Origin of the sequence: Devosia marina (genome assembly GCF_009758415.1) — a bacterium.
GTDB classification, from domain to species: domain Bacteria; phylum Pseudomonadota; class Alphaproteobacteria; order Rhizobiales; family Devosiaceae; genus Devosia; species Devosia marina.
Genome location: NZ_WQRF01000005.1, coordinates 77755 through 103650, shown reverse-complemented (window position 1 = coordinate 103650; position 25896 = coordinate 77755). Strand labels below are relative to the sequence as shown.

At 62.8% G+C, this 25896-nt stretch carries 22 protein-coding genes; 9 read left to right on the top strand and 13 right to left on the bottom strand.

Features of this window, described 5'->3' with window-relative positions:
• The first annotated feature begins 205 nt into the window (after positions 1-205).
• Positions 206-1309 carry a TRAP transporter substrate-binding protein gene (locus GO014_RS15010; protein ID WP_157291122.1) on the top strand — a complete coding sequence of 368 codons (1104 nt, stop codon included), beginning with the start codon at positions 206-208 and terminating at the stop codon, positions 1307-1309.
• 169 nt (positions 1310-1478) lie between these two features.
• Positions 1479-3101 carry an ABC-F family ATP-binding cassette domain-containing protein gene (locus GO014_RS15005; protein WP_157291121.1) on the top strand — a complete coding sequence of 541 codons (1623 nt, stop codon included), beginning with the start codon at positions 1479-1481 and terminating at the stop codon, positions 3099-3101.
• Between the two features lie 8 nt (positions 3102-3109).
• On the opposite strand, the gene GO014_RS15000 is transcribed toward GO014_RS15005, so the two are convergent.
• From GO014_RS15000 to GO014_RS14990, 3 genes are all read right to left on the bottom strand, one after another.
• The gene (locus GO014_RS15000; RefSeq protein ID WP_157291120.1) at positions 3110-3823 is read right to left on the bottom strand and encodes an SDR family NAD(P)-dependent oxidoreductase; all 714 of its coding nucleotides are present in this window, start codon (positions 3821-3823) and stop codon (positions 3110-3112) included.
• A gap of 121 nt (positions 3824-3944) precedes the next feature.
• Positions 3945-5333 carry a TRAP transporter large permease gene (locus tag GO014_RS14995; RefSeq protein WP_157291119.1) on the bottom strand — a complete coding sequence of 463 codons (1389 nt, stop codon included), beginning with the start codon at positions 5331-5333 and terminating at the stop codon, positions 3945-3947.
• Positions 5333-5911, bottom strand: a complete 579-nt coding sequence (locus GO014_RS14990; RefSeq protein WP_116589897.1) for a TRAP transporter small permease subunit — start codon at positions 5909-5911, stop codon at positions 5333-5335. Before GO014_RS14990 ends, GO014_RS14995 begins: the two co-directional genes overlap by 1 nt.
• Positions 5912-6100: 189 nt before the next feature.
• Here GO014_RS14990 and GO014_RS14985 point away from each other — a divergent pair, with 189 nt between their 5' ends.
• From GO014_RS14985 to GO014_RS14970, 4 genes are all read left to right on the top strand, one after another.
• Positions 6101-7045, top strand: a complete 945-nt coding sequence (locus tag GO014_RS14985; protein ID WP_157291118.1) for a carbohydrate kinase family protein — start codon at positions 6101-6103, stop codon at positions 7043-7045.
• Positions 7046-7130: 85 nt separating this feature from the next.
• Positions 7131-7847, top strand: a complete 717-nt coding sequence (locus GO014_RS14980) for a cytochrome c biogenesis CcdA family protein (RefSeq protein WP_157291117.1) — start codon at positions 7131-7133, stop codon at positions 7845-7847.
• 12 nt (positions 7848-7859) lie between these two features.
• Positions 7860-8270, top strand: coding sequence for a thioredoxin family protein (locus GO014_RS14975; RefSeq protein WP_157291116.1), 411 nt, complete (start codon positions 7860-7862; stop codon positions 8268-8270).
• A gap of 70 nt (positions 8271-8340) precedes the next feature.
• Positions 8341-9216: a c-type cytochrome gene (locus tag GO014_RS14970; protein ID WP_157291115.1), complete on the top strand. Its 876-nt coding sequence runs from the start codon at positions 8341-8343 to the stop codon at positions 9214-9216.
• Here GO014_RS14970 and GO014_RS14965 read toward each other — a convergent pair whose 3' ends face one another.
• The 4 genes from GO014_RS14965 to GO014_RS14950 all read right to left on the bottom strand — a co-directional run bounded on the left by GO014_RS14965 (position 9217) and on the right by GO014_RS14950 (position 13234).
• A complete protein-coding gene (locus GO014_RS14965; RefSeq protein ID WP_157291154.1) occupies positions 9217-10803 on the bottom strand; it encodes an L-aspartate oxidase in 1587 nt (528 codons plus the stop codon).
• A 296-nt stretch (positions 10804-11099) separates the two neighbouring features.
• Complete coding sequence (locus tag GO014_RS14960; protein ID WP_157291114.1) at positions 11100-11951, bottom strand: fumarylacetoacetate hydrolase family protein; 852 nt, start codon at positions 11949-11951, stop codon at positions 11100-11102.
• 79 nt (positions 11952-12030) lie between these two features.
• On the bottom strand, positions 12031-12465 hold the full coding sequence (locus tag GO014_RS14955) for an RbsD/FucU family protein (protein WP_157291113.1): 435 nt from the start codon (positions 12463-12465) through the stop codon (positions 12031-12033).
• Between the two features lie 19 nt (positions 12466-12484).
• On the bottom strand, positions 12485-13234 hold the full coding sequence (locus GO014_RS14950) for a GntR family transcriptional regulator (RefSeq protein ID WP_157291112.1): 750 nt from the start codon (positions 13232-13234) through the stop codon (positions 12485-12487).
• A gap of 135 nt (positions 13235-13369) precedes the next feature.
• On the opposite strand from GO014_RS14950, the gene GO014_RS14945 reads away from it, so the two are divergent.
• Positions 13370-14908, top strand: coding sequence for a UxaA family hydrolase (locus GO014_RS14945; protein WP_425482087.1), 1539 nt, complete (start codon positions 13370-13372; stop codon positions 14906-14908).
• Positions 14905-15528 carry a class I SAM-dependent methyltransferase gene (locus GO014_RS14940; RefSeq protein WP_343030981.1) on the top strand — a complete coding sequence of 208 codons (624 nt, stop codon included), beginning with the start codon at positions 14905-14907 and terminating at the stop codon, positions 15526-15528. The genes GO014_RS14945 and GO014_RS14940 overlap by 4 nt, the downstream gene beginning before the upstream one ends.
• Before the next feature lie 14 nt (positions 15529-15542).
• On the opposite strand, the gene hpt is transcribed toward GO014_RS14940, so the two are convergent.
• The 6 genes from hpt to GO014_RS14910 form a co-directional block, all read right to left on the bottom strand.
• Positions 15543-16085 (bottom strand): hypoxanthine phosphoribosyltransferase, encoded by a 543-nt coding sequence (gene hpt / locus GO014_RS14935; RefSeq protein WP_116589909.1) that lies wholly within the window; start codon positions 16083-16085, stop codon positions 15543-15545.
• Positions 16086-16326: 241 nt separating this feature from the next.
• Complete coding sequence (locus GO014_RS14930) at positions 16327-17754, bottom strand: glutamate synthase subunit beta (RefSeq protein ID WP_116589910.1); 1428 nt, start codon at positions 17752-17754, stop codon at positions 16327-16329.
• Positions 17755-17865: 111 nt separating this feature from the next.
• Entirely contained in the window at positions 17866-22596 is a 4731-nt protein-coding gene (gene gltB, locus GO014_RS14925; protein ID WP_157291110.1) for a glutamate synthase large subunit, read from the bottom strand.
• A 502-nt stretch (positions 22597-23098) separates the two neighbouring features.
• Positions 23099-23572, bottom strand: coding sequence for a DNA starvation/stationary phase protection protein Dps (gene dps, locus GO014_RS14920; protein WP_157291109.1), 474 nt, complete (start codon positions 23570-23572; stop codon positions 23099-23101).
• A gap of 102 nt (positions 23573-23674) precedes the next feature.
• Complete coding sequence (arsK, locus tag GO014_RS14915) at positions 23675-24907, bottom strand: arsenite efflux MFS transporter ArsK (protein ID WP_157291108.1); 1233 nt, start codon at positions 24905-24907, stop codon at positions 23675-23677.
• Between the two features lie 25 nt (positions 24908-24932).
• Positions 24933-25445 carry a DUF6428 family protein gene (locus GO014_RS14910; protein ID WP_210252463.1) on the bottom strand — a complete coding sequence of 171 codons (513 nt, stop codon included), beginning with the start codon at positions 25443-25445 and terminating at the stop codon, positions 24933-24935.
• Between the two features lie 45 nt (positions 25446-25490).
• Between GO014_RS14910 and GO014_RS14905 the strand changes: the two genes are divergently transcribed.
• Positions 25491-25841, top strand: coding sequence for an ArsR/SmtB family transcription factor (locus tag GO014_RS14905; RefSeq protein WP_157291106.1), 351 nt, complete (start codon positions 25491-25493; stop codon positions 25839-25841).
• The last annotated feature ends 55 nt before the right edge of the window (positions 25842-25896 follow it).

Below are 25896 nucleotides of genomic sequence, written 5' to 3'. Positions count from 1 at the left end.
CACACACCGGCATGCAGTATTTAATCCCTAGCCTGCGTGAGTTTTCTTGGCGCAACCCGAACGCCGCCGAGAATTCGCTATATCCGGCAACAAGATGCTGGACAGAATGAGCGCGGATTGATTTGTTAGCGCCCAAGCACCGGGCGGCTGGTTCCAGATCGTACGGTGAAACAACAATTCTCATCAGTGTACCGGGAGGACACCCATGAAAAGACGCGAATTCTTCAAGCAGGCTTCGGTCGCCACCATTGGCGCTGCGGCAGCGGCCACCACGCTGGCCACGCCGGCGATTGCCCAGGGCAATATTACCTGGCGCATGGTCACCACCTGGCCCAAGAACTTCCCGGGCCTGGGCGTTGGCGCGCAGAAGCTGGCCGACCGCATTACCAAGGCATCCGGCGGCCGTCTGACCGTGCAGGTGTTTGCCTCTGGTGAAATGGTTCCCGGCCTGCAGGCGCTGGACGCGGTGATCGATGGTTCGGCCGAAATGAGCCATGGCGCTGCTTACTACTGGCAGAACAAGAGCCAGGCGCTGTCGTTCTTCACCGGCGTGCCCTTCGGCATGACCAATCGCGAGCTTGGTGCCTGGGTGCGCTATCTGGGCGGCCAGGAAATCTGGGACAAGATCTACGACCAGTTCGGCCTGCAGGGTTTCCTTTCGGGCGATACCGGCACCCAGGCGGGTGGCTGGTTCAAGAACGAGCTGACCGGCGTTGCCGATGTGCAGGGCCTGCGCTTCCGGACCCCGGGTCTGGGTGGTCAGGTCTGGGCCAAGCTGGGCGCTTCGGTGACCAATCTTGCCGCGGGCGAAATCTTTGCCGCGCTGCAGTCCGGCACGCTGGATGCCGCCGAATTCGTCGGTCCCTATAACGATCTGGCGCTCGGCTTCCACCAGGTTGCCAAGAACTACTACTTCCCCAGCTTCGTCGAGCCGGGCCTGGCCACCGAAGTCGTGGTCGACAAGGCCAAGATGGCCGAACTGCCCGAAGACCTGCAGGAAATCGTCCGCATTGCGGCCCAGGCCTCCTATGACGATGTGTCCTCGGATATGTATGCCAATGACCCGCGCGCGCTGCAGGCTCTGGTCAACGAGCATGGCGTCAATGTCCGTCAGTTCCCCGAGGAAATCATCGAGGCCGGCGCCAATGCTTCGATGGAACTGATTTCGGAAATCCGCGAAGGCGGCGATGCGCTGACCAAGGAAGCGGCCGAGAGCTTCATCTCCGCTTTCAACCTGCTGCGTTCCCGCACCGAGGGCACCGACATGCCATTCCTGGTGGCCCGCGAAAAGTACATCAAGTACGACTAAGCGCAGGACGCTCCGGCGGCCAAATCGCGACCCCGCTGCGCCCGCAGCGGGGTTTTTTGTTTGGGCATGGCTGGTGACCGGCCAGGTCCCTTGCCCGGAGCGGTCGGGGATGCTTTAGGAGCGCTTCGTTTTCTTCGGCGTCAATGCGCCGCGCATCCCAGGCCTTTCCATGATCAAACTCGACAATATCTCCAAGCAGAACGGCAAGCAGATTATCTTTATCGAAGCTTCCGCCGCGCTGCAGAAGGGCGAAAAGATCGGGTTGGTGGGCCCCAATGGGGCGGGCAAGACCACACTGTTCCGGATGATCACCGGTGAGGAGCCGCCCGATGAGGGGCAGGTGTCGGTCGATCGGGGCACGTCCATTGGTTACTTCAGCCAGGATGTGGGCGAGATGAGCGGGCAATCGGTGGTCAGTGCGGTGATGGACGGGGCCGGACCGGTCAGCGAGCTGATGGCTGAGATGGCCGTGCTGGAAGCTGACATGGCCGATCCGGACAAGGCCGACGCCATGGATGCGATTATCGAGCGCTATGGCGAGGTGCAGGGACGCTTTCAGGAACTGGACGGTTATTCGCTCGATGGCCGGGCGCGCGAAGTGCTGGCGGGGCTGGGTTTTTCGGCCGAGATGATGGATGGCGATGTCGGCGCGCTGTCGGGCGGCTGGAAGATGCGTGTGGCGCTGGCGCGTATCCTGCTCATGAAGCCCGACGTGCTGCTGCTCGATGAGCCGAGCAACCATCTCGACCTTGAAAGCCTGATCTGGCTGGAGAGCTTCCTCAACAATTACAGCGGCGCGCTCTTGATGACCTCGCACGACCGGGCTTTCATGAACCGGATCGTCAACAAGATCATCGAGATCGATGCCGGGGTCTTGACCAGCTACACCGGCGATTATGACTTCTACCAGGGTCAGCGCGAGATCGCCGATCGCAACCAGCAGGCCCAGTTCGAGCGGCAGCAGGCCATGCTGGCCAAGGAAATCGCCTTTATCGAGCGGTTCAAGGCGCGCGCCAGCCACGCCGCGCAGGTGCAGAGCCGGGTGAAGAAACTCGACAAGATCGACCGGGTCGAGCCGCCCAAGCGGCGGCAGACCGTGGCCTTCGAATTCCGCCCGGCGCCGCGTTCGGGCGAGGACATCGTGCGCATCGAGAAGGTCAAGAAAGCCTATGGCAGCCGCTCGATCTATGACGGGCTGGATTTCCATGTGCGGCGGCGCGAGCGCTGGTGCATTCTGGGGGTCAATGGCGCGGGCAAGTCGACGCTGCTCAAGCTTGTGACCGGAGCGGCCGAACCCGATGCGGGGTCAGTGTTGCGCGGTCCGAGCGTGAAACTGGGCTATTTCGCGCAGCACGCCATGGATGGCATCGACGGCGACATGACGATTTTCCAGACGCTGGAAGCCGCCTTTCCGCAGGCGGGGCAGGCGCCCCTGCGCGCGCTGGCCGGGTGTTTCGGCTTTTCCGGCGACGACATTGAAAAGAAATGCCGGGTGCTCTCGGGCGGGGAAAAGGCGCGGCTGGCCATGGCGTTGATCCTGTTCGATCCGCCGAACTTCCTGGTGCTGGACGAGCCGACCAACCATCTCGACATCCAGACCAAGCAGATGTTGATCGAGGCGCTGTCAAACTTCGAAGGCACCATGCTGTTTGTCAGCCACGACCGGCATTTCCTCGCCGCCCTCTCCAATCGCGTGCTGGAGCTGACGCCGGAAGGCGTTCATGCCTATGGCGGGGGCTATAGCGAGTATGTCCAGGCGACCGGGCAGGAAGCGCCGGGGCTGCGCGGCTAGTCCAGATCCTACCAGGGCAGTGGCTGACCTGTGTGGTCGAGCATGCGGCCATTGTCCGCGGCGCGAAGATTGTCGATGACGCCGAGCAGCCGTGCGGCTGCGAATTCTGCGGTTACGGGGTCATGGCCGGAGGCTGTGAAGGGGGCCGAGAGCGGCGTGGCGACCGTCCCCGGATGCAGCGTCACACCGAAGGCGTCGGGGCGGTTGCGTTGCAGTTCGATGGCGGCAGTGTGGATCAACTGGTTCAGCGCCGCCTTGGCCGCGCGGTAGCCATACCAGCCGCCCAGGCGATTGTCGCCGATGCTGCCGACCTTGGCGGAAATGGCAGCAAAGACCGCCTTGCCCTCGCGCGGCAGGAGCGGCAGGAAATGCTTGGCCACGAGCGCTGGGCCGGTGGCATTGACGGCAAAGTTGCGGGCCAGCCGGTCCGCATCGAGCTGGCGCCAGCTCTTTTCGGGCTGCAATCCCTCATCATCATGGAGAAGCCCCGTAGCGACGATGACGAGCCGGATTGGAATGTTGCCTTGATGAACGCGGTGAGCAACCTTGGCGATCGAGGCCTCATCGGTCAGGTCAAGGCCATCGGCGCGGCGCGAAAAGCCCAACACAGCACCAAATTGATTGCCGTCTGACAGGGCCTGGACAAGAGCCCTGCCAATGCCGCCGTTGGCACCAATCACCACGGCAAGGCCACCCACCGGAAAAGACTTCAAATCAGTCATGACTGCGCCTCCTTGCCTGCACTACGCAAGCCGAGGGTGGGCAGTTCATTTGCCTGTCGGCATGGGGAGGAGGGTCGAATGACCCTCCAGCCCCTATCACGACCTCAGTACAGATGGTCCTCTAGTACAGCACATCGGGCAGCCAGGTTATGAGCTGCGGGAAGGCAAACAGCAGGGCAATGCCGATCAGTTGCAGGATCACGAAGGGTACGGCGCCACGGTAGATGGCACCCGTCGAGACCGCGTTGGAGGCGACACCGCGCAGGTAGAACAGGGCAAAGCCAAAGGGCGGGGTGAGGAAGCTGGTCTGCAAATTGACGCCCACCATGACGCCGAGCCAGATCGGATCGACATCGAGCGCCAGAAGCACCGGGGCGGTGATCGGGATGACGATGAAGATGATCTCGAACGTGTCGAGGATAAAGCCCAGGAGGAACATGATCAACATGACGACGATCATGGCGCCGATGGCCCCACCCGGCATGGAGGAGAGGAATTCATGCACCAGATTGTCGCCGCCCATCATGCGGAAGACGATGGAGAACACCGCCGCACCGAACAGGATGATGAACACCATCGAGGTGATGGTGGCGGTGGAAATGACGGCCTGGCGCAGGATGGAGAAGTTGATGCGGCGGCGCAGAAGGGCCAGCAGCATGGCGCCGACCGAGCCGACCGAGGCCGCTTCGGTGGGGGTGGCGACGCCGCCCAGGATTGAGCCGAGCACGGCCACGATCAGCAGCAGCGGCGGCACCAGGGCAACGAAGACTTCGCGCATCAGCCCGGCTTTTTCGTCTTCGGGGACCGGGGTGGCGGGGCAGGATTTGGGATCGGTGATGGCCTTGAAGACCATGAAGGCGGCATAGAGCCCGACCAGCAGCAGGCCGGGCAGGATGGCGCCGGCAAACAGCGCGCCGACCGAGACGGGCTCGGGGGCGAAATTGCCCTTTTCCATCTGCACCTGGGAATTGATGCCGGCCAGCATGTCGCCCATGAAGATGAGCACGGTCGAAGGCGGAATGATCTGGCCCAGCGTGCCCGAGGCACAGATGACGCCGGTGGCCAGTTTAGGATCGTAGCCGGCACGCAGCATGGCAGGCAGGGAAATCAGGCCCATGGTGACGACGGTGGCGCCGACGACACCGGTGGAGGCGGCCAGGAGCGCGCCAACGACGATGACCGACAGGCCCAGCCCGCCGCGCAGATTGCCAAAGAGCTTGCCCATGGTGAGCAACAACTGCTCGGCGATGCCGGAGCGCTCGAGCACGACGCCCATGAAGATGAAGAGCGGCACGGCGACCAGCACTTCATTGGTCATCAGCCCGATATAGCGTCCGGCCAGCGAGCCATAGTTGGAGGGGTCATAAACGCCCAGCCACCAGCCGACCAGGCCGAAGATCAGCGCTGTTCCTGCCAGCGAGAAGGCCACCGGAAAGCCCAGCATGAGCACGCCAATGACACCAAAGAACATGACGGCGGAGAGGATCTCGCCGAGAAGCACGGGATCCATCAGGCGATCTCTCCAGTATGTGGGGTGTCATCGTTCTGCTGCTCATAGCGCAGATGCTGGGGCAGAAGCTCTTCCTTGCCGGCCAGCACCAGAATGGCGCGCGCGGCCATGGCCAGGCCCTGCAAGCCGACCAGAATGGCAAAGAGCAGGATGAAGCTTTTCAGGATGAACAGGCCGGGCATGCCGCCAATATTGGCCGATCCTTCCATGAAGCCCCAGGAGCGGGCGACGGCGGTAAAGGTGTAGGTCCAGACGACATAGACATAGGGGAGCAGGAACAGCAGCACGCCGATCAGGTCGGCAATGGCTTTGCGGCGGACCGAAGCGGGACGGTAGAATACGTCAACCCGCACATGGTCGTTGCGCAGCAAGGCAAAGCCTGCCACGCCAGTGAACATGGCGCCGCCGATCCAAACATAGAGGTCCTGCATCCAAAGGGTCGAAGTGTTGAACACATAGCGCTGCACGACCACGGTGAAGCACACCAGCACGCAGGCCAAGGCCAGCCAGGACAGTATCTGCCCCACAAGCCAATTGATGGCGCTGATCATCCGGACCAGCACGGCAAGCGCTTGCATGTGAATGCGCCTCCCCAGAGTTCAAAAAGCCGCGCTAATCCGCGCTTATTTCCAGAACCGATTGAGCATTATCCGTTCGGTGGGTCAACGTGATTGTGGCGGAAATGCGGGAGTTTGCCGCATCTGGCTGGTGACATCTGATACGAAAGTGGTAAGCAGCGGGCCAATGCCGGTGCTTGGGAGGAATGCATGTTCGTTGTCGGTGGCGAAAGCCTGATCGATCTGGTGCCGGTCTCGGCCGAGCCGGGCGCGGAGCGGGTAGCGCATGCGGGCGGATCGCCCTTCAACTGCGCTATTGCTCTATCCAAGCTGGGCAACCCGACAGGGTTTCTGTGCCCGATCAGCCAGGACGAGTATGGCGATGTGCTGCTGGCACCGCTGGCCGAGGCCGGGGTTTCGGTGCTGCTCGAAGAGCGCGTCACGGCGCCGACCACCAAGGCAATCGTCAGCTTCAATGCAAAAATGCAGGCAAGCTACGTGTTCGAACGCGGCGCCGACCGGGCCTTCACCCGGAATGGCCTCCTGGCGGGGCTACCTCGACAGGTGGAGCTCTATCAGATCGGCGGGTTCTCGCCGATCCTGGAAGAGGACGCGGTGGTGTGGGCCGATGTGGTCGATGCTGCTGCAGAGCGCGGCGCGACGATTTCCATCGACATCAATGTGCGCGACAAGCTGATAGAGGACGAGGCCGGTTACCGGGCGCGGCTGAGCCAGTTTCTCGACAAGGCGCATCTGATCAAGCTTTCGGATGAAGACCACGCCTGGCTTGAGCCGGGCGAGAGCGTGGAAGACCATGCCGCCGAGCTGCTGGCGCGGCCCAATTGTGAGCTGGTCGTGGTGACAATGGGCGAAGAAGGCTCGCGCGCCTTTTCGCGCACTGCCAGTGCGGCCGCACCGATCTACAGGCCCGCAGTGTTCGGCGATACTGTCGGCGCCGGAGATAGCCTGATGGCGGGCATCCTGACCTGGCTGGGCGAGGCGAAAGCCCTCAAACCGGGGGGACTAGCCACCCTTGATGCCGCACAACTGAAAACCATGTTGCAGTTCGGCGCCGTGGTTGCCGGCATTAATTGCGGCCGGATCGGCTGCCAGCCGCCCAGCCGGGCGGAAGTGGATGCGGTGCTCTCGGCCTGATCACGGGCTGTTCATCGCGGTGCTGTAACTTTGCGCCCGGCGCTCCAGTATAGTTTCTCGAAGAGAGCGGAATGGGAGCGCGGGATTGCTCGATCTGGTTCTGGCCTTTGCAGCGGGCCTGCTGACGCTGATCAACCCTTGTGTTTTGCCCTTGTTGCCGCTGATCGGCGCCAGTGCGCTGGCGCGGCATCGGCTGGCCCCATTGGCGATGGCCGGCGGCATGGCTCTGAGCTTTACCCTGGCCGGACTGGGCGCCTTTGCGCTGACCCGTGCACTGGGCCTGCCGCAGGAGGCCATTGCGCTGGGGGCCGGCTGGGCCATGCTCGGCTTTGGCCTGGTCATGCTGACCCCACCCCTGCAAACCCAATTTTCCCGCCTTGCCGGGGCCACGGCCAGCGGCAGCACGCGTCTGCTCGGTCAGGTCGAGGGGCGCGGGCTGTGGGGTGAGGCGGCAGCCGGTGCACTTTTGGGGCTGGCCTGGTCACCCTGTATCGGCCCGACGCTGGGTGGCGCCATCGGGCTTGCCGCGCAGGGCGACGACCTGCTTTATGCCGGGCTGATTATGGCGTTCTTCGCGCTGGGTTCGGCAAGCATCGTGCTGGGATTGGCTTATGGCACGCGCGCCGCGCTATCCGGACGCCGTGCATTGCTGCTGCAGTTCGCGCCACACGCCAAGACGGCGCTGGGCGTGGGCCTGGCCTTGGTGGGCCTGGCGATCATTTTCCGTATCGACCGTTTGCTGGAAGCCTGGGCGCTGGGCGTGTTGCCCGCCTGGCTGGTCGATCTGTCCGTGAGCATCTAAGGAGACAAGTGCATGATCACACGTCGACACCTATTGGCCGGCCTGGCCGGTATCAGCGTTTCAGGTTTTGTGGCGGGAGCCGCTGGAGCGCTGGAGTTCATCGACTACACCGGAACCGAACTCGAGGGGCTTGTCGATAGCGGCGCGCCCTATCTGATCAATTTCCATGCAAGCTGGTGCCCGACCTGTGCGGCCCAGCAGCGCGTGCTCGACGCCCTGCAGGGTGAAAGCGCGGCTTATGCGGCCATCCCTATCCTGCGGGTGGACTGGGACAGCTACGGCAATAGCGAACTGGCCCGGAACATGGCCATTCCGCGCCGTTCGACGCTGGTGCTGATGCGGGGCACCAGCGAGTTGGGCCGGCTGGTGGCCGAAACACGCAAGGACAGGATTGCCGGCCTGCTCAATCTCGCAGCGTCTTGATTGAGGCACCGATTGCGCGCTGCAAATGGTTCTGGTCTGATCCGGCCAGCAGACAGCAGCGGGGACGGGCATGAGAAAACGGTGGTGGGCGGCGATTGCCGTTGCCGTAATCGGGGTCGGGACCGGGGCCTTTCTGCTCAAGCCGGTGGCCGGACCGGCACGTGAGCTGGACCTGGTCGGAGATGTGACGCGCGGCGACTATCTCATCCGGCTGGGCGGCTGCGTGGCCTGCCATACCGATGCTGAAAATGGGCGTGCCATGCTCTCTGGCGGAGCGGGGCTGGAGACACCGTTCGGCACCTTTGTGCCCCCCAATATCACCTCCGATCCCGAGGCCGGGATTGGCGCCTGGACGCTGGCCGAATTTGCCGACGCCATGAGCAATGGCATGGGTCCGGAAGGGCACCTCTACCCCGCCTTTCCCTACGAAAACTACACGCTGATGAGCGACCAGGAGATCGCCGATCTCTATGCAGCCCTGATGGCCACCGAGCCGGTCGCCACGCCTGCCGCCGAAAGCCAGATCCCGTTTCCGTTCAATATCCGCCTGGCCATGGCCGGATGGCAGAACCTGTTCTTTTCGCCCAACCGCTTCGAGCCCGAAGAGGGGCAGTCCGAAATCTACAACCGGGGTAAATACCTGGCCTATGGGCCGGCCCACTGCGTGGCCTGTCACTCACCGCGCAATGCGCTTGGCGCGCTGGAGTGGGATAAGGCGCTGACCGGGTCGCCCGGCGGCACCGGAGGCCGGGCGCCGGCCATTACCGCTGATGCGCTTGTGGCGGAGGGCTATGACGTGGCAACCTTGGTGCAGACGCTCAAGGACGGGTTCACGCCGGGTTTCGATGTGCTGGGCGGCTCGATGGGCGAGGTGATTAGCGATTCCACATCGCACTGGACCGATGAAGACCTGACAGCGCTGGCGACCTATCTGCTGGCGGAATAGTCAAGCCCCGGCGCGGATGGCGAGGGCCTCGCCCAAAGTTATCTCCGTATGATGCTCCCAGTCCCCGCTTGGTTCGGGGAAATCGAGGCGGAAGTGACCGCCGCGGCTTTCGGTTCGCCTTAGCGCCGCCGCAGCGACCAGCGTAGCGGAAGTCGTCATGTTGAGAAAGGCGCTGGTGACCTGTTCAGCCGTCGCCTCGAGATGGGCGATCTGCCGCAGTGCTGCCTTCAGCCCCGCTTCATCGCGCTCCACGCCCACCAGATCGCCCATGATGCGGCGCAGTTCCTGCACCGCGATCGTGTTGCGCAGCACTTCCTCGGCCTTGTTGCCTTCGGCCTCGTTCCATTCGATGCCCTCAAAGGGCGCCAGACTACGCGCCGGCTCGAGCCCGCCGATGTCCTCGGCGATGCGTGCGCCGAAGACGACCGCCTCCAACAGGGAGTTTGAGGCCAGCCGATTGGCCCCGTGCAGGCCGGTGCAACTGGCTTCGCCGCAGACCCAGAGGCCGGGCAGGGAAGAGCGGCCGCGCTCATCCACCTTGACGCCGCCCATGTGAAAGTGAGCCGCCGGGGTGACCGGGATCATATCATTGACCGGGTCTATGCCGGCGTCGTGGCAATATTTCGAGACGGTGGGGAAGCGGGTGAGGATATCGGCGCCGAGCACTTGCCTTGTGTCGAGAAACACCCGGCGGCCGGCCTGGATCTGGCGGAAATTGGCGCGGGCAACGATGTCGCGCGGTGCCAGTTCTGCGTCGGGATGGATGGCGGGCATGAAGCGCTCGCCCAGATCATTGAGCAGGATGGCGCCTTCGCCGCGCAAGGCCTCGGTAGCAAGCGGCGCCGGATCGGCGCCGGTGGCAATGGCGGTGGGGTGGAACTGGACGAATTCAGGATCGGCGATGATGGCGCCAGCGCGGGCCGCCATGCCCATGGCGTGGCCCCGCACGCCTGGCGGATTAGTTGTCACGGCATAGAGCCCGCCCAGCCCGCCGGCTGCCAGAATGGTGGCGCGGGCGCGGATATAGATGGGCTCGGAATAGCGGTCGCCCAGGCGTCGGCAATAGACGCCAACGATACGGCCATTGTCGCGGGCAAGGCTGAGGGCGGTAATGCCTTCCACAACGCGGATCGATGGGGTGCGCCTGACCTCGGCAATGATGGCCTGCATGATGGCCCAGCCGGCGCGGTCTCCTTCGACCTTGACGATGCGGTTGGCTGAGTGAGCGGCTTCGCGGCCCAGCTCGAAATTGCCGAAATCATCGCGGTCGAATGGTGTGCCCCAGCGGGCCAGATCCTCGATACGGGCCACGGCTTCCGCGGTGACCCCTTCGGCGGTGCCATGATCGACAATGCCGGCGCCGGCCATTTCGGTGTCCTGGGCGTGGGCACGGGGGCTGTCGCCCTGGCCAATCGCGGCAGCGACGCCACCCTGGGCCCAGGCTGAAGACGCGCCCATGCCGAGCGGTTTGGGGGAAAGCACCGTGACCGGGCGAGGCGCCAGCTTGAGCGCGGTAAACAGTCCGGCAAGGCCGGCACCGACGATGAGCGCGCCATCGGCATCGAGCGTGTTGTCGAAAATGGTCATGGTCTCCCCCAGTTCCCGAGTGAGGGCCATAGCGGTCCTGCGGTCCGGCCACAAGGCAAGCCTTGGCCCCCGTCGTGCGCCGGTGCGAAAAATTCTCTGCCAGTCTTCTGTCGCCGCCTAGGGGCAGAAAGGCAGGTGGGGCCAGCAGGAGGAGCTGACAGGCGCCGTTCGAGGCGCCGGGCACTTTGCGGGGGTCGTCAGAGGTGAGCAAGGTGCGGACCCGCCTGACGGGCCCGCAGATTTTGTCCCCTGCGCGTGTTGTCCCTCCCGTTAAAGGGATGGGCAAACAGCAGAACTCAGGCGCTATAGGCCTTGACGTTCTGGGTCTGCTCGCCGAGGCCTTCGATGCCAAGGCGCATCACATTGCCCGGCTGAAGCCAGACCGGCTCGGGTTTGATGCCCATGCCGACGCCCGGCGGGGTGCCGGTGGTGATGATGTCGCCCGGCTGTAGGCTCATGAACTGGGAGACGTAGGACACGACTTTTGCAACGCCAAAGATCATGGTCTTGGTCGAGCCGTCCTGATAACGCTTGCCATCGACTTCGAGCCACATCTTGAGGTTCTGCGGATCGGCCACCTCGTCCTTGGTCACCAGCCAGGGGCCAATGGGGCCGAAGGTGTCGGCGCCCTTGCCCTTGTCCCAGGTGCCGCCGCGCTCAGTCTGGAAGTGGCGCTCGGAGACGTCGTTGCAGACGCAATAGCCGGCGACGTGATCCATGGCATCGGCTTCCTCGACATAGCGGGCTTCCTTGCCGATGACGATGGCCAGCTCAACTTCCCAATCGGGCTTGATGGCGTTCTTGGGAATGACGACTTCGTCATTGGGGCCGATAATGGCGCTGGTGGCCTTCATGAAGATGATTGGCTCTTCAGGGATCGGCGCGCCGGTTTCGGCGGCATGGTCGGCATAGTTCAGCCCGATGCAGATGAACTTTCCGACATTGGCCACGCAGGGGCCGATGCGCTCATCGGCAGACAGCGTGGGCAGCGAGGCGATGTCGGTGCCGGCAATAATCTCCAGACCCTCGGGCAGCAGGGTTGCCCCGCCAATGTCCGCCACAACGCCGGTGAGGTCGCGGATCGAGCCGTCTTCAGCAAGAATGGCGGGCTTTTCAGCGCCCTTGGCGCCGACGCGAAGCAGTTTCATTGCAGGAGTCCTCCAAGTGGTTTGTCGGCGTCATAGAGCTAACATGTTAGCCTGTCGAGGGCAGCCCGGACGGAATCCGTCAGGCTTCGGCGCGAATGACGCCCTTCTTGAGAATGATATTGCCATAGAGTCGGGTTTCCCCGCTCTGGATCACGGCCGCTGCCTTCTTGGCGCGGTCATAAAAAGCAAAGCGCTCGATCTTGGTGTAGCGCTTTTCGGGCTCATGCCGGGCGATTGCGGCTTCGAATTCATCGTCGATGGGCTGGCGGGCTGCCGGGTTGCCAACCACTTCCATGCCGATGGCGGTTTCGTCCACAAATTGGTCGAGTGGCAGCAGCGTGAGCACTGCATCGAGCATGTCGGTGGCCGAGATGCCGTCGGCGCGGATCACCATGGGCCCGAGGAATTCGGCCGGGAAATTGGCGTCGGCAATGACAATTTCGTCGCCGTGGCCCATGGCGCGCAGGGTGGAGAGCAATTCGGGGCCGAGCAAGGCCGGGATATTCTTGAGCATGGATAGAAAGGTCTCGCGGTTAGCCGAAGGGGAAATCATTGTCTTTGGTGGTGAATTCGGCGCCGTCGGCAAACAGCGCCGGTTGCTCCTGGGCGAAGGCGAACAGCTCGATCATGACCGCGTCGATATGGGCGCGAATGGCGGCAATGGCCTGAGGCGCGTCAGCGGCCAGGATGCCATCGAAGATTGCCTGGTGTTCAGCAATGGTGTGGTTGAGCCGGCGCGGGGTGATGATCAGGCGCCGGGCGCGATCAAGATTGGCGCGGGCCTTGTCGATAATCGATTTGACCTTGGTCAGCCGCATGGAGCGGAAGATGATGTCGTGAAATTCTACGTCGATCTGGTGAAAGGTTTCGGCATCGTCGCGCGAGGCGGCATCGCGCTGGGCTGCCATATTGGCGTGCAGCGCCGCAATGACCTCGGTGTCGTGCTTGCCGATCAGAACACGCAGGGCCTCGCTTTCGAGCCCCTTGCGGATGAGCATGTATTCTCGCACATCGGCGATTTTGACCAGTGACACGGTAGAGCCGCGCTGCGGCGCGATATCGACCAGCCCTTCCTCGGCCAGCCGGGCCAGCGCCTCGCTGACCGGGAAGCGCGAGACACCCAATTGGCTGCAAATGGCGGATTTGTCCAGCATGGTGCCGGGCGGCAGAGCCAGGGTGACAATGGCCTGGCGCAGGGCATTGGTCACGTCCAGCGTAACCGTGCCGCGCGAGAAATCGCCTGCTTGTCCTAGAAATTGGTAGGGACTGGCTTCCGTTTTCATGCTAACATGTTAGTTAGTGATGTCTTGAATGACAATGCCGGACCTCTCTATTGCGGGCGCAATCTGACGAGAATATCCGCCGGCGTAAAGCGTTGAGAACCGACTGCCAAAGGCCCCCTATTGATGAATGAGCAAGTGACGCAGCCGCAAGGCAAGACCCTGGTGCTGAACGCCGCCGACAATATTGCGGTAGCGCTGGCCAATCTCGAGGTGGGCACCGGCACGCCCGAGGGTGTTGCCATCATCCGCCGGGTGCCGCGCGGGCACAAATTCGCCACGCGCCCGATTGCGGCGGGCGAGGCTGTGGTAAAATTCGGGCAGATCATCGGATTTGCCAAGGAAGGGATCGCGCCGGGCGATTGGGTGCATGAGCACAATTGCGGCATGGGTGGCCCCGATGGGTCGCTCGCGCATGATTATGCCTTTGCCGAAGGCGCGGTACCGGTCGAGATGGTCGAGGCCAGCCAGCGGGCGACCTTTGAAGGCTTCAAGCGCGCCAATGGCTCGGTGGGGACGCGCAATTATGTCGGTATCCTGACGTCGGTGAACTGCTCGGCGACCGTTGCCAAATTCATGGCCGAAGCGATCAACCGCTCGGGCGTTTTGAACGATTATCCGGAGATTGATGGGGTGATCCCATTCGTTCATGGCACCGGCTGCGCCATGGACCTGAGCGGCGAGGGCTATCAGATTTTCCGGCGCACGCAGTGGGGCTATACCTCAAATCCCAATCTGGGCGCGGCGTTGCTGGTGGGGCTGGGCTGCGAGGCTTTCCAGATCGACCGGATGAAGGAAGCCTATAACCTTTCGGAGACCGACACCTTCCAGACCATGACGATCCAGGAGATCGGTGGCACGCGCAAGATGATCGAGTGGGGGGTCGAGCGCATCAAGGAGATGCTGCCTGTGGCAGCAAAGGCGAGACGCGAAACAGTGGATGCCAGTCATCTCACCCTGGCGCTGCAATGCGGCGGCTCGGATGGCTATTCGGGCATTACCGCCAATCCGGCGCTGGGCGTGGCGGTCGATACGCTGGTCAAGCATGGCGGTACGGCGATTCTTTCGGAAACGCCGGAAGTCTATGGCGCCGAACATATGCTGACCCGCCGCGCGGTGACGCGCGAAGTGGGCGAAAAGCTGATCGAGCGCATCAAATGGTGGGAAGACTACACGCGTCGCAATGGCGGGGAGATGAACAACAATCCGTCTCCCGGCAACAAGCTGGGCGGGCTGACAACGATTCTGGAAAAATCCCTCGGCGCCACCGCCAAGGGCGGTTCGACGCCGCTGACGGCGGTATATGAATATGCCGAAAAGGTCACCGAGAAGGGCTTTGTGTTCATGGACACGCCGGGCTTCGATCCGGTTTCGGCAACGGGGCAGGTGGCCGGCGGGGCCAATGTGCTGACCTTCACCACCGGGCGCGGCTCGGCCTATGGCTGTAAGCCTGTTCCCTCGATCAAGCTGGCGACCAACTCGGACATGTATGCCCGCATGAGCGAGGATATGGACATCAATTGCGGCGATATCGTCGAGGGTGTTTCCATCGAGGCCAAGGGGCAGGAAATCTTCGAGCACATCCTCAAGGTTGCCTCGGGCGAGCGGACCAAGTCCGAGACGCTGGGCTATGGCGACAATGAATTTGTGCCCTGGCAGGTCGGGGCGGTGATGTGAGCGAGCGCCAAGACCATTGGCAGGGCGTTTATTCCACCAAGGGCGAGGAGGAGGTGTCCTGGTTCGAGGAGAGCCCCGCCTATTCGCTTGGACTTCTTGATGCCGCAGGCCTTGGCCAGGAGCACGCCCTTGTCGATATCGGGGGTGGTGCCTCGCGGCTGGTGGATGCGTTGGTGGCGCGTGGCCAGGCATGGGTGAGCGTGCTGGACCTTTCGCAGGCGGCACTCGACATCGCCCGTGCTCGCCTGCCTGAAGCCAAAAATGTCGGCTGGATCGCTGCCGATGTCACCCAATGGGAGCCTGATCGCCCCTATGACTTCTGGCATGACCGGGCCGCGTTGCATTTCCTTACGGAAACGGATGATCAGGCGCGCTATGCCAGGGCCATCGATCGGGCGCTGGTCGCCGGGGGCGTCGCCGTCATCGGAACGTTTGCGCCGGATGGCCCGGAAAAATGCAGTGGCTTGCCGGTGGTGCGGCATGACGGGGAGAGCCTTTCGGCACTGCTCGGCGACCGCTTCTCGCTTATCGGCCATGCCCGGCACGAGCATGTTACCCCATGGGGAAGCGTGCAGAAATTCCAGTTCAGCACCTTCCGCAAGCGACAGAACGCAGCGTAGTACCGCGCCGTCCGTTATTCCCCGACGAAACGCACCTTGCCGATATGGGGCAGGTTGCGATTGCGCTGTGCGTAGTCAATGCCATAGCCGACGACAAATTCATCGGGGATGTCGAAGCCGATCCAGCGGGCCGGGACGTCGGTCTCGCGGCGCGATGGTTTGTTGAGCAGGGCGCAGACTTCCATGCGGCGCGGGTGGCGGGTTTCGAGGATTTCGAGCACGTGTTTGAGCGTGTGGCCGGTGTCGATGATGTCTTCCACCACCAGCACGTCTCGATCGTGTATTTCGCCGCGCAAATCCTTGAGGATGCGCACTTCGCGGCTCGATTCCATGGCGTCGCCATAAGAGGACGCTTCGAGGAAATCGACCTCCACCGGCAAGTCGATCTCGCGCACCAGATCGGCGATGAAGATGAAGGAGCCGCGCAAGAGGCCAACGACGACGAGCTTGTCGGTGTCGCGGAACGTTTCGGTGATTTCGGCGGCCAGTTCCTCGACGCGGGCGGCAATGGCCTTGGCGGAAATCAGCTGGTCGACGGTGTAGGGGGCTTGGGGCATGTAAGGCTCCGCGGAATCGCTTTTGCGGGACCATAGCCCCACCTGCCGTGCGGGCGTAGCCCTTCCGGCCTTCGAATCTAAAATCACGCCACTGGCGTGATTTTGCCTTCGGCCGTTCCGAAGTCCCCTGATAGGGGGGGGCCCTCCAGCATGCGGCGGGTCCGGGCCATTCGGCCACAGGCCTCATGGCCCGCTCGCCTCAAATCGCGCCACTGGCGCGATTTGCCCTGCGGGTTGGCTCTCAGCGAGGCAGATCCGTCTTGCCCATCAGGTCGAAGTCGATGGAGCGGGCGGCCTGGCGACCTTCGCGAATGGCCCAGACGACGAGCGACTGGCCGCGGCGCATGTCGCCGGCGGCATAGACGCCGGGCACCGAGGTCTTGTAGCTCATGGTGTCGGCAAACAGATTGCCGCGCTGGTCGAGGTCGGCGCCCAGTTCGGTCAGCATGCCTTCGGCAACTGGACCAGCAAAACCGATGGCGAGCAGCACCAGATCCGCCCGGATGACGAATTCGGTGCCTGGAATGGGCTGGCGCTTGCGGTCGACGCGGGCGCATTCAACGCCAGTGACATGGCCATTGGCGTCGGCGATGATCTTCATCGTGCCGGCGGAGAATTCGCGGATGGCGCCTTCGGCCTGGGAGGACGAGGTGCGCATCTTGACTGCCCAATTGGGCCAGTTGGTCAGCTTGTTCTCCAACTCGGGCGGCATGGGGCGGACGTCGAGCTGAGTTACGGCAATGGCCCCCTGACGGAAGCTGGTGCCGACGCAGTCAGACGCGGTATCGCCACCGCCCACCACCACGACATGCTTGCCGGCAGCGGTGAGCTGGAATTCATTGCTGACGTCTTCCCCACCCACGCGGCGGTTCTGCTGCACCAGGAATGGCATGGCGAAGTGCACGCCGGCAAACTGGTTGCCTTCGACATCGACCGGACGCGGGCGCTCGGCGCCACCGCAGAGCAGCACCGCATCGTGGTCGCGCTGCAGGTCCGAGAGCGGCGTGGTCACGCCAACATTGACGCCGTAGTGGAAAGTGACGCCCTCGGCTTCCATCTGGGTGACGCGGAAGTCGATATGCCCCTTTTCCATCTTGAAGTCGGGAATGCCATAGCGCATCAGGCCGCCTGCCTTGGGCTCGCGCTCATAGACATGCACATCGTGTCCGGCGCGGGCCAGTTGCTGGGCAGCGGCCATGCCGGCCGGCCCCGAACCGACCACGGCGACCTTTTTGCCGGTTTTAGCCTTTGGCGGGTGCGGCTTGACCCAGCCGGCCTTGATCGCCTTGTCGGCAATGGCCTGTTCCACCGTCTTGATGGCAACGGGCACGTCCTCGAGGTTGAGCGTGCAGGCTTCCTCGCAAGGCGCGGGGCAGATGCGGCCGGTAAATTCGGGGAAATTATTGGTCGAATGGAGATTGCGCGAAGCCTCTTCCCAATCGCCATTATAGATCAGGTCATTCCAGTCCGGGATCTGGTTGTGCACCGGGCAACCGGTGTCGCCATGACAGAAGGGAATGCCGCAATCCATGCAGCGGGCAGCCTGATCGACCACCCGGCCTTCGGTCAGCGGAATGGTGAACTCGCCAAAATGGCGAATGCGGTCGGAGGCCGGCTCGTAGCGCGGTTCTTCACGTTCGATTTCGAGAAAGCCGGTAACCTTGCCCATGCTTGTCTCCCCTTAGGTCGCGCTGCGCGCGGAATTGATCTCAACTGAGAGAGCGGAGCCCGGCTCCCCTCCCTCCCGGCCTCCCCCGAAGGGGAGGTGAAAAAAGGGCCGCTACTCTGCCGCCGCCTGCGCGCCAGAGCTGCGTTTCTTTTCCATCTCAAGGATGGCGCGGCGATACTCGACCGGCATGACCTTGACGAACTTGGGACGCATCTCGACCCAATTCTCCAGGATCTGCTTGGCACGGGTGGAGCCCGTGTAATGGAGATGGTTGGAGATGAGCTGATGCAGGCGCTCGTCGTCGTGCTTGGTCATGTCGCCCGAAATGTCGACGCGGCCGTGCCATTCGAGGTCGCCACCATGATGGTGGAGCTTGCGCATGAGGTCTTCCTCCTCCTGCACCGGCTCAAGATCGACCATGGCCAGGTTACAGCGCGAGCGGAAGGTCTCATCCTCGTCCAGCACATAGGCGACACCGCCACTCATGCCGGCAGCAAAGTTGCGTCCGGTCTTGCCAATGACGACGACAAGGCCGCCGGTCATGTATTCGCAACCGTGATCGCCAGTGCCTTCGACAACCGCGATGGCGCCCGAATTGCGAACGGCGAAGCGTTCACCGGCGACGCCGCGGAAATAGCACTCACCGGAAATGGCGCCATAGAGCACGGTATTGCCGACGATGATCGAGTCTTCCGGCACGATGCCGACCTTGTCCGACGGACGCACCACGATGCGACCACCCGAGAGGCCCTTGCCGACATAGTCATTGGCGTCACCGATCATGTCGATCGAGATGCCCTTGGACAGGAAGGCGCCAAAGGCCTGGCCGGCCGTGCCCCTTAGGGTGATCGAGATGGTGTCCTCGGGCAGGCCCGCATGACCATATTTCTTTGCTACTGCACCAGAGAGCATGGCGCCGGCGGAGCGGTCGCGGCTCTTGATGGGCAACTCGATCTGCACCGGGGTGCCGTTTTCCAGCGCCGGAGCGGCCAGTTCGATCAGCTTGCGATCGAGCACGGCTTCGAGGTGATGGTTCTGCGTTTCGGTGTGATAGAGGCTGTCGCCGCCCAGCGGCTCGGGCTTGTAGAACACCTTGGAGAGATCAATGCCCTCGCTCTTCCAGTGATCGGTGGCCCGGCGCTGGTCGAGCAGGTCGGAGCGACCAATCAACTCGTCGAGTGTCCTGGCGCCGAGCGAGGCCATCAGCCCACGCAGCTCTTCGGCCACGAAAAAGAAGTAGTTGATGACGTGCTCGGGCGTGCCCTTGAAGCGCTTGCGCAGCACCGGATCCTGGGTGGCAACGCCAACCGGACAGGTGTTGAGGTGGCACTTGCGCATCATGATGCAGCCGGCCGCGATCAGCGGCGCCGTCGAGAAGCCGAACTCGTCCGCACCCAGAATGGCGCCGATCAGCACGTCGCGGCCGGTTTTGAGACCGCCATCGACCTGCAGGCGCACCCGGGAGCGCAGGCGGTTGAGCACCAGGGTCTGGTGGGTTTCGGCCAGGCCGATTTCCCAAGGACCGCCGGCATGCTTCAATGAGGTCAGCGGGGAGGCACCCGTGCCGCCATCATAGCCGGAAATGGTGATGTGGTCGGCGCGCGCCTTGGCAACACCGGCAGCCACTGTGCCGACACCGACTTCACTGACCAGCTTGACCGAGATATCGGCCTGCTCATTGACGTTCTTGAGATCGTAGATGAGCTGGGCCAGGTCTTCGATCGAATAGATGTCGTGGTGCGGCGGGGGCGAAATCAGGCCCACACCCGGGGTCGAGTGACGGGTCTTGGCAACGATCCAGTCGACCTTGTGGCCGGGCAATTGACCGCCTTCGCCAGGCTTGGCGCCCTGCGCAACCTTGATCTGGATCTGGTCGGAATTGACCAGATATTCGGTGGTGACGCCAAAGCGGCCCGACGCAACCTGCTTGATGGCCGAACGCAATGGATTGCGCGAGCCGCCGGGCAGGGGCTTGTAGCGGTCGGGTTCTTCGCCGCCCTCACCGGTATTGGACTTGCCGCCGATCTGGTTCATCGCGATGGCCAGGGTCGTATGCGCCTCGCGGCTGATCGAGCCGAAGGACATGGCGCCCGTCACGAAGCGACGAACGATATTGGCGGCCGGTTCGACCTCATCTAGTTCGACGGCAGGCCCGAGCGGCTTGATATCGAACAGGTTGCGGATCGCCAGGTAGCCATTATCGCCCGAATTCACATGGGCAGCAAAGCTGTCATAACGTTCCTGGGCGGTTTCCGGGCTGTCGCTTGCGGTGCGCACGGCGTGCTGCAGATCGGCGACCACGTCAGGCGACCAGGCATGCTTTTCGCCGCGAATGCGGAAGCCATATTCGCCACCGATATCGAGGGCCTTGCGCAGCACGGCATCGTCGCCGAAGGCCGAACTATGGCGGCGCACGGTTTCTTCCGAGATTTCGGCCAGCCCAACGCCTTCGATGGAGGTCGCGGTGCCGAAGAAGTACTTCTTCACAAATTCGGAATTGAGACCGATGGCGTCGAATATCTGGGCGCCGCAATAGGACTGGTAGGTGGAAATGCCCATCTTGGACATGACCTTGAGCAGGCCCTTACCGACGCTCTTGATATAGCGATAGACCACTTCGTCTGCCGAAACCTCGGGCGGATATTCGCCTTCGGCATGCAGCGCCGCCAGGGCTTCGAAGGCAAGGTAGGGGTTGATCGCCTCGGCGCCATAGCCGGCAAGCATGGCGAAATGGTGCATTTCGCGGGCTTCGCCGGTTTCCACCACGAGGCCCGAGGAGGTGCGCAGGCCCTTGCGGATCAGATGGTGATGCACGGCAGCGGTCGCCAGCAGCGCGGGAATGGCGATGCGGTCGGCTGCAACCAGGCGGTCAGAGAGGATGATGATGTTGTATTCACCCCGCACCGCCTCTTCGGCAATGGCGCAGATGTCGGCCAGGGCGGCTTCCATGCCGGCGGCGCCCTTGTCGGCCATATAGGTGATGTCGATGGTCTTGGTCTTGAACTGGTTGTCGCGCATGTCGCCAATGGCGCGGATCTTTTCGAGATCCTCATTGGTCAAGATGGGCTGACGCACTTCCAGGCGCTTTTCGCGCGAAGAGCCTTCAAGATCGAGAATGTTCGGGCGCGGGCCGATGAAGCTCACCAGGCTCATCACCGATTCCTCGCGGATCGGGTCGATGGGCGGGTTGGTGACCTGCGCGAAGTTCTGCTTGAAATAGGTATAGAGCAGCTTGGACTTGTTCGAGAGCGCCGAGATCGGCGTGTCGGTGCCCATCGAGCCCACGGCTTCCTGGCCGGTGGTGGCCATGGGGGCCATCAACAGCTTGAAGTCTTCCTGGGTGTAGCCAAAGGCCTGCAGGCGGTCGAGCAGGCTTTCAGAGCTCTTGGGGGCCTGCGGCTCGGTGGCGGGCAGGTCCTCGAGCACGATCTGGCTGCGGGCGAGCCACTCGGCATAGGGATTCTTGGTGGCGAGGTGCTTCTTGACCTCTTCGTCCGAGACAATGCGGCCTTCTTCGAGGTCGATCAGCAGCATGCGGCCCGGCTGCAGGCGCCAGCGCTCGACAATGTCCTCATCGGGGATATCGAGCACGCCGGACTCCGAGGCGAGGACAACATGGCCCTCCCTGGTGACGAGATAGCGCGCGGGGCGCAGCCCATTGCGGTCGAGCGTGGCCACGACATAACGGCCGTCCGACAGCGACATGGCGGCCGGGCCATCCCAGGGCTCCATCAGGGCGGCGTGATATTCGTAGAAAGCGCGACGCTCTTCATCCATCAGCGAGTTGCCGGCCCAGGCTTCGGGGATCAGCATCATGGCTGCGTGCGGCAGCGAATAGCCGCCGCGCACGAGGAATTCGAGCGCATTGTCGAAGCAGGCCGTATCCGACTGACCCTCATAGGAGATCGGCCAGATCTTGGTGATGTCATCGCCGAACTTGGGCGAAGAGACCGAAGCCTGACGGGCCGCCATCCAGTTGACGTTGCCGCGAATGGTGTTGATCTCACCATTGTGGGTGGTCATGCGATAGGGGTGGGCCAGCTTCCAGGAGGGGAAGGTATTGGTCGAGAAGCGCTGATGAACGAGCGCGATGGCGCTTTCAAACGCCTCGTCATGCAGGTCCGTATAGAAGGCGCCCAGCTGGTCGGCCAGGAACATGCCCTTATAGACAATGGTGCGGGCCGACATGGAGACGACATAGAAGCCGTTATCGCTGTCGCTCTCGGGGATCTCCTTATAGACGGAGTTGGAGATGACCTTGCGCACGATCAGCAGCTTGCGCTCGAACTCGTCGATGGTCAGACCTTCGGGGCGCGCAATGACCATCTGCTCGATGATCGGTTGGGTGGCAATGACGCCTTCGGACAGCCGCGAATTGTCGGTGGGGACAGTGCGTTCGCCGAGCAGTTCGAGGCCCTCGGTCTCAAGGCACCGGCGGACCACGGCGGCGCACTTGTCCCGCAGGGCGACTTCGTTGGGGTAAAACACCATCGCCACGGCGTAGTGCTGCTTTTCAGGCAGGGCGAAGGGCAGCACCTTGGCAAAAAAGGCGTGCGGGGTCTGCACCAGAATGCCGGCGCCGTCGCCCATCAGCGGGTCGGCGCCCACGGCACCGCGATGCTCCAGGTTCTCGAGAATTTCGAGACCCTTCTGCACCACTTCGTGGCTGGGCTTGTTCTTGATGTTGGCGATCATGCCGATGCCGCAGGCGTCATGCTCATGGGCCGGATCATAAAGACCCTGGGCCTGGGGGCGGCCGTCGACGCGCTTGCCATCCAGAATCAGGGTTTTGCGATTGGCTGTTTCGGTCTGGGCGGTGATGCCGGTCCGTACGTTTGCCATTGCTTAACCTCGTTCTGTTCGGGCCCTGAACTGGGGCCAATGTTTCGTCTTGCGCATCCTGCTGTTGCCGACGGGGCCGGCCGGTCGGATGCATGGTTTCCTCTGGGGCGCAGTGTTCAGCCGGGTCGTACTACACGAGTACGGCTCGAATGAGCAAATTGCGTTCCTGCATGGGGAGCGGCACTGCATCCAAATGGCCGCTCATATTCGGGCTCTATCTTAGCCCCGCCTGTCCGTTTCCGCTATCGACTAGCGGTCCAGCCGGACCAGCGTGCGCGCTGACCGCGGAGAGCGGGGCGACGCGTGAGATAGGACAGAGATGCTGCCCTAACGCCTGCACATTTGCATAATTCAAAACTAGGGGCAAGCCATTTTGCCACCAGACCGACACAAAAAATAGGACTTGGCCGCAAAAGCAATAGGAAACTATAGGACAATGGGCCCCAAACGCATTGGGCGCCCGGATGGGGCGCCCAATCTCTATCCGTTCCGTCTGGAAATCCTATTCGAGATGGGATTTGATGAACCACAGATTCTTGTCAAGGTCGCGCGAAAAGGCGGTCAGAATATCGGCGGTGTCGGCATCGCCGGCCTCGTCGGTCGCGTCGATGTCCTTGCGCACCTGGTTGGCCAGCTTGCCATAGCGATCAGCCAGGGCAGCGAGATGATCAGGCACCTTCTTGATGTCGGTGGGATAGGCGTCAAGGCTGGTGGTCTTGGCAACGGTCTGGCTGGTGCCATCCGGCGTGCCGTCGAGCTGGGCGATGCGCTCGGCCATCACATCGACATGGCCATCAATGGCGGCGCGCATGGGGTCGAGCATTTCATGCACGGCGATGAAGTTGGGGCCTTTCAAATTCCAGTGAGCCTGCTTGGTGACGAGGGCCAGATCGATGCTGTCGGCAAGGCGTGCATTGAGCACGTCGATCACAGCAGACTTGGCATTGGCCTTGAGGTCGATGCTTGGAGTTTTCATCGGTTTCCTATCCTGACGCTTGAATTGATTGAGACGGCGCGGGGCCTTACCCAATCAACTGCGCAGCACGCGGACTCGTTCCAATACCGATGAGCGAGCACGCTATTCGGCTGGTGCGGGCTTCGGATTTGGCAGCGCGGATGCGGCGCGGCGCGTGATCGGCAGGATCAGGATGAAGCAGGCCATAGGCAGTAGCGCCAGAGCGGTCCAGGACCAGAGCGTTGCGGAAACGCCAAACTGGCCAATGGCCAGGGCCATGGCAAAAGGGGCCGTGGCCGCGGCCATCTGGCGGGCTGCAGAGATCAGCCCCTGGCGGGCCCCATAATTGTGCTGGCCGAACAAGTGCAGCGGCAGGGAGCCGGAGATAATGCTGGTGAGCCCCGAACCCAGTCCAAAGAGCAGGGCAAAGGCCATTGCACCGGCCAGAGCGGGAGCCGAAACGGCGAGCAGCAGCAGAGCTATCGGCAGGGTCGCGGCGGCGATGATGGCCAGGGCCGTCGGGCGCAGGCGTCCGCCGAACACCATGTTGACCAGCCGCGCCAGAACCTGAGCCGGTCCAAAAATGCTCGAGATCAACAGGACGTGCGTGCCAAGGTCGAGTGCCTGCAGCAGCGGCAGCATTTGCAGGGTGACTGCAGCCAGCACCAGTCCTTGCAGGGCAAACCCGACCAGCACCAGCGGAAAGAGCCATTTGCTTTTGGGATGATCTGACAGGGCAATTGCCGGCGGTGGGGTCGTGGCGGCGTCGGACGGGCCGTGCGCGGGGCGGTTCGACAATCGGCCCAGCCAGAGATGCAGTGGCAGGCAAACCAGGACGTTCATGGCGGCGAAAACCACATAGCTGCCACGCCAGCCGACCAGGTCTTCGAGCCATGCCGTTACGGGCCAGAACAGGGTCGAAGCGAAACCCGCGATCAGGGTCAGATGGGTGATGCTGGCCTGCGCCTTCCGCCCACCCAATTGCACAAGCACAGCGAAGGCGGCGGCATAGAGCACCAAAGTGGACGCGATTTCCATGCCGGCCAGGGCCAGCGCAAAGAACATGCCGTTGGGTGCAATGGCCATAAGCAGCAAAAAGACGCTGACCAACAAAGAGCCAAGGCTCATGCTCCGGGCGGCGCCGAACCGGTCCAGCATGCGCCCGGTCCATGGCGCCGCCAGTCCGCCGATCAGCAGTGCGACAGTCAGGGCGCCGAAGATCCATTCGGCGGACAGGCCAAAACTGTCCCCGATGGCCGGGGCCAACACGCTGAAGGAATAATAGAGCGAGCCATAGCCCACGATCTGGGTGATGCCGAGCGACCAGACGGCAGATGCGGGAACGGGCCTGGACATGATGAGGGCTCGCTTGGCGTGTCGGTCAGGTGCAGCAGGCGGCCGACTGGGGTGTCGGGTTGCAGCAGCTTGCCTGCGGCTGACTGGCGCGATGACGGGGCTTGCAGATGGCGGGGCGCATTGCCAGCTGCAGCATCACGCTCTCCCGCCCCGCTTCAACGCGGGCGATGTCGAAAACTTGCATGGCTTCGCCGGGACGGCTGATCTCGATGGTGACCCGGGATGAAGGCTCCATGCTCAGGGCCTGTTCGACGCGGGCAAGAATGGAAAGGAACTTTCCCACGCTCATCGGGTCTTGTCCTTCCCGGGCCGGCAGGTCTTCCACCTGCAGGACGGTCTCGGCCCACTGGTCCGGCTTGCCGCCGCAGTCGAGGGCAGAAAAATACGCCGCCTTGATCTCGGTGACATGGTAGCTGGGCTGAATGTTTCGTCCGGCATAGGTAAGGGCCAATGGGAGGGCGGTGTGCGGCTCCAGGCGAGCGCGCAACTGGCTCAAGGTGTGGTCGGGCTGGATCATGGTGGTGACAGGCGCGTTCATTGGTTCTACCATTATCTCAATGTTTCAAGAGATATTGAAATGAGAATGAACGAAAAGCAAGCCCTCGATGCCTTCGGCGCGCTCTCGCAGGACACGCGGCTGCGTATCGTGCGAGCATTGGTCATGGCGGGTGACGGTGGCATGGCCGCGGGGGCCATTAGCGAGGCGGTGGGGGCGTCGTCCTCGCGCACCTCGTTTCACCTGGCGCATCTGGAGCGCTCCGGTCTGATTGCCTCGCGCCGCGAAGCGCGCTCGATCCGCTATACGGCCAATTTCGCCGGTCTTTCGGGGCTGGTGGATTTTCTGATGCGCGATTGCTGCCAGGGGCATCCGGCAATGGTGGCCGGGGTCAACGATGCAGCCGCGGCATGTTGTGCTCCAGATCCCGGCGCATGAAGAAAGGCGCGGCCCTTGCGGACCGCGCCTTCATCATTCCGACGGACTCGGCAAC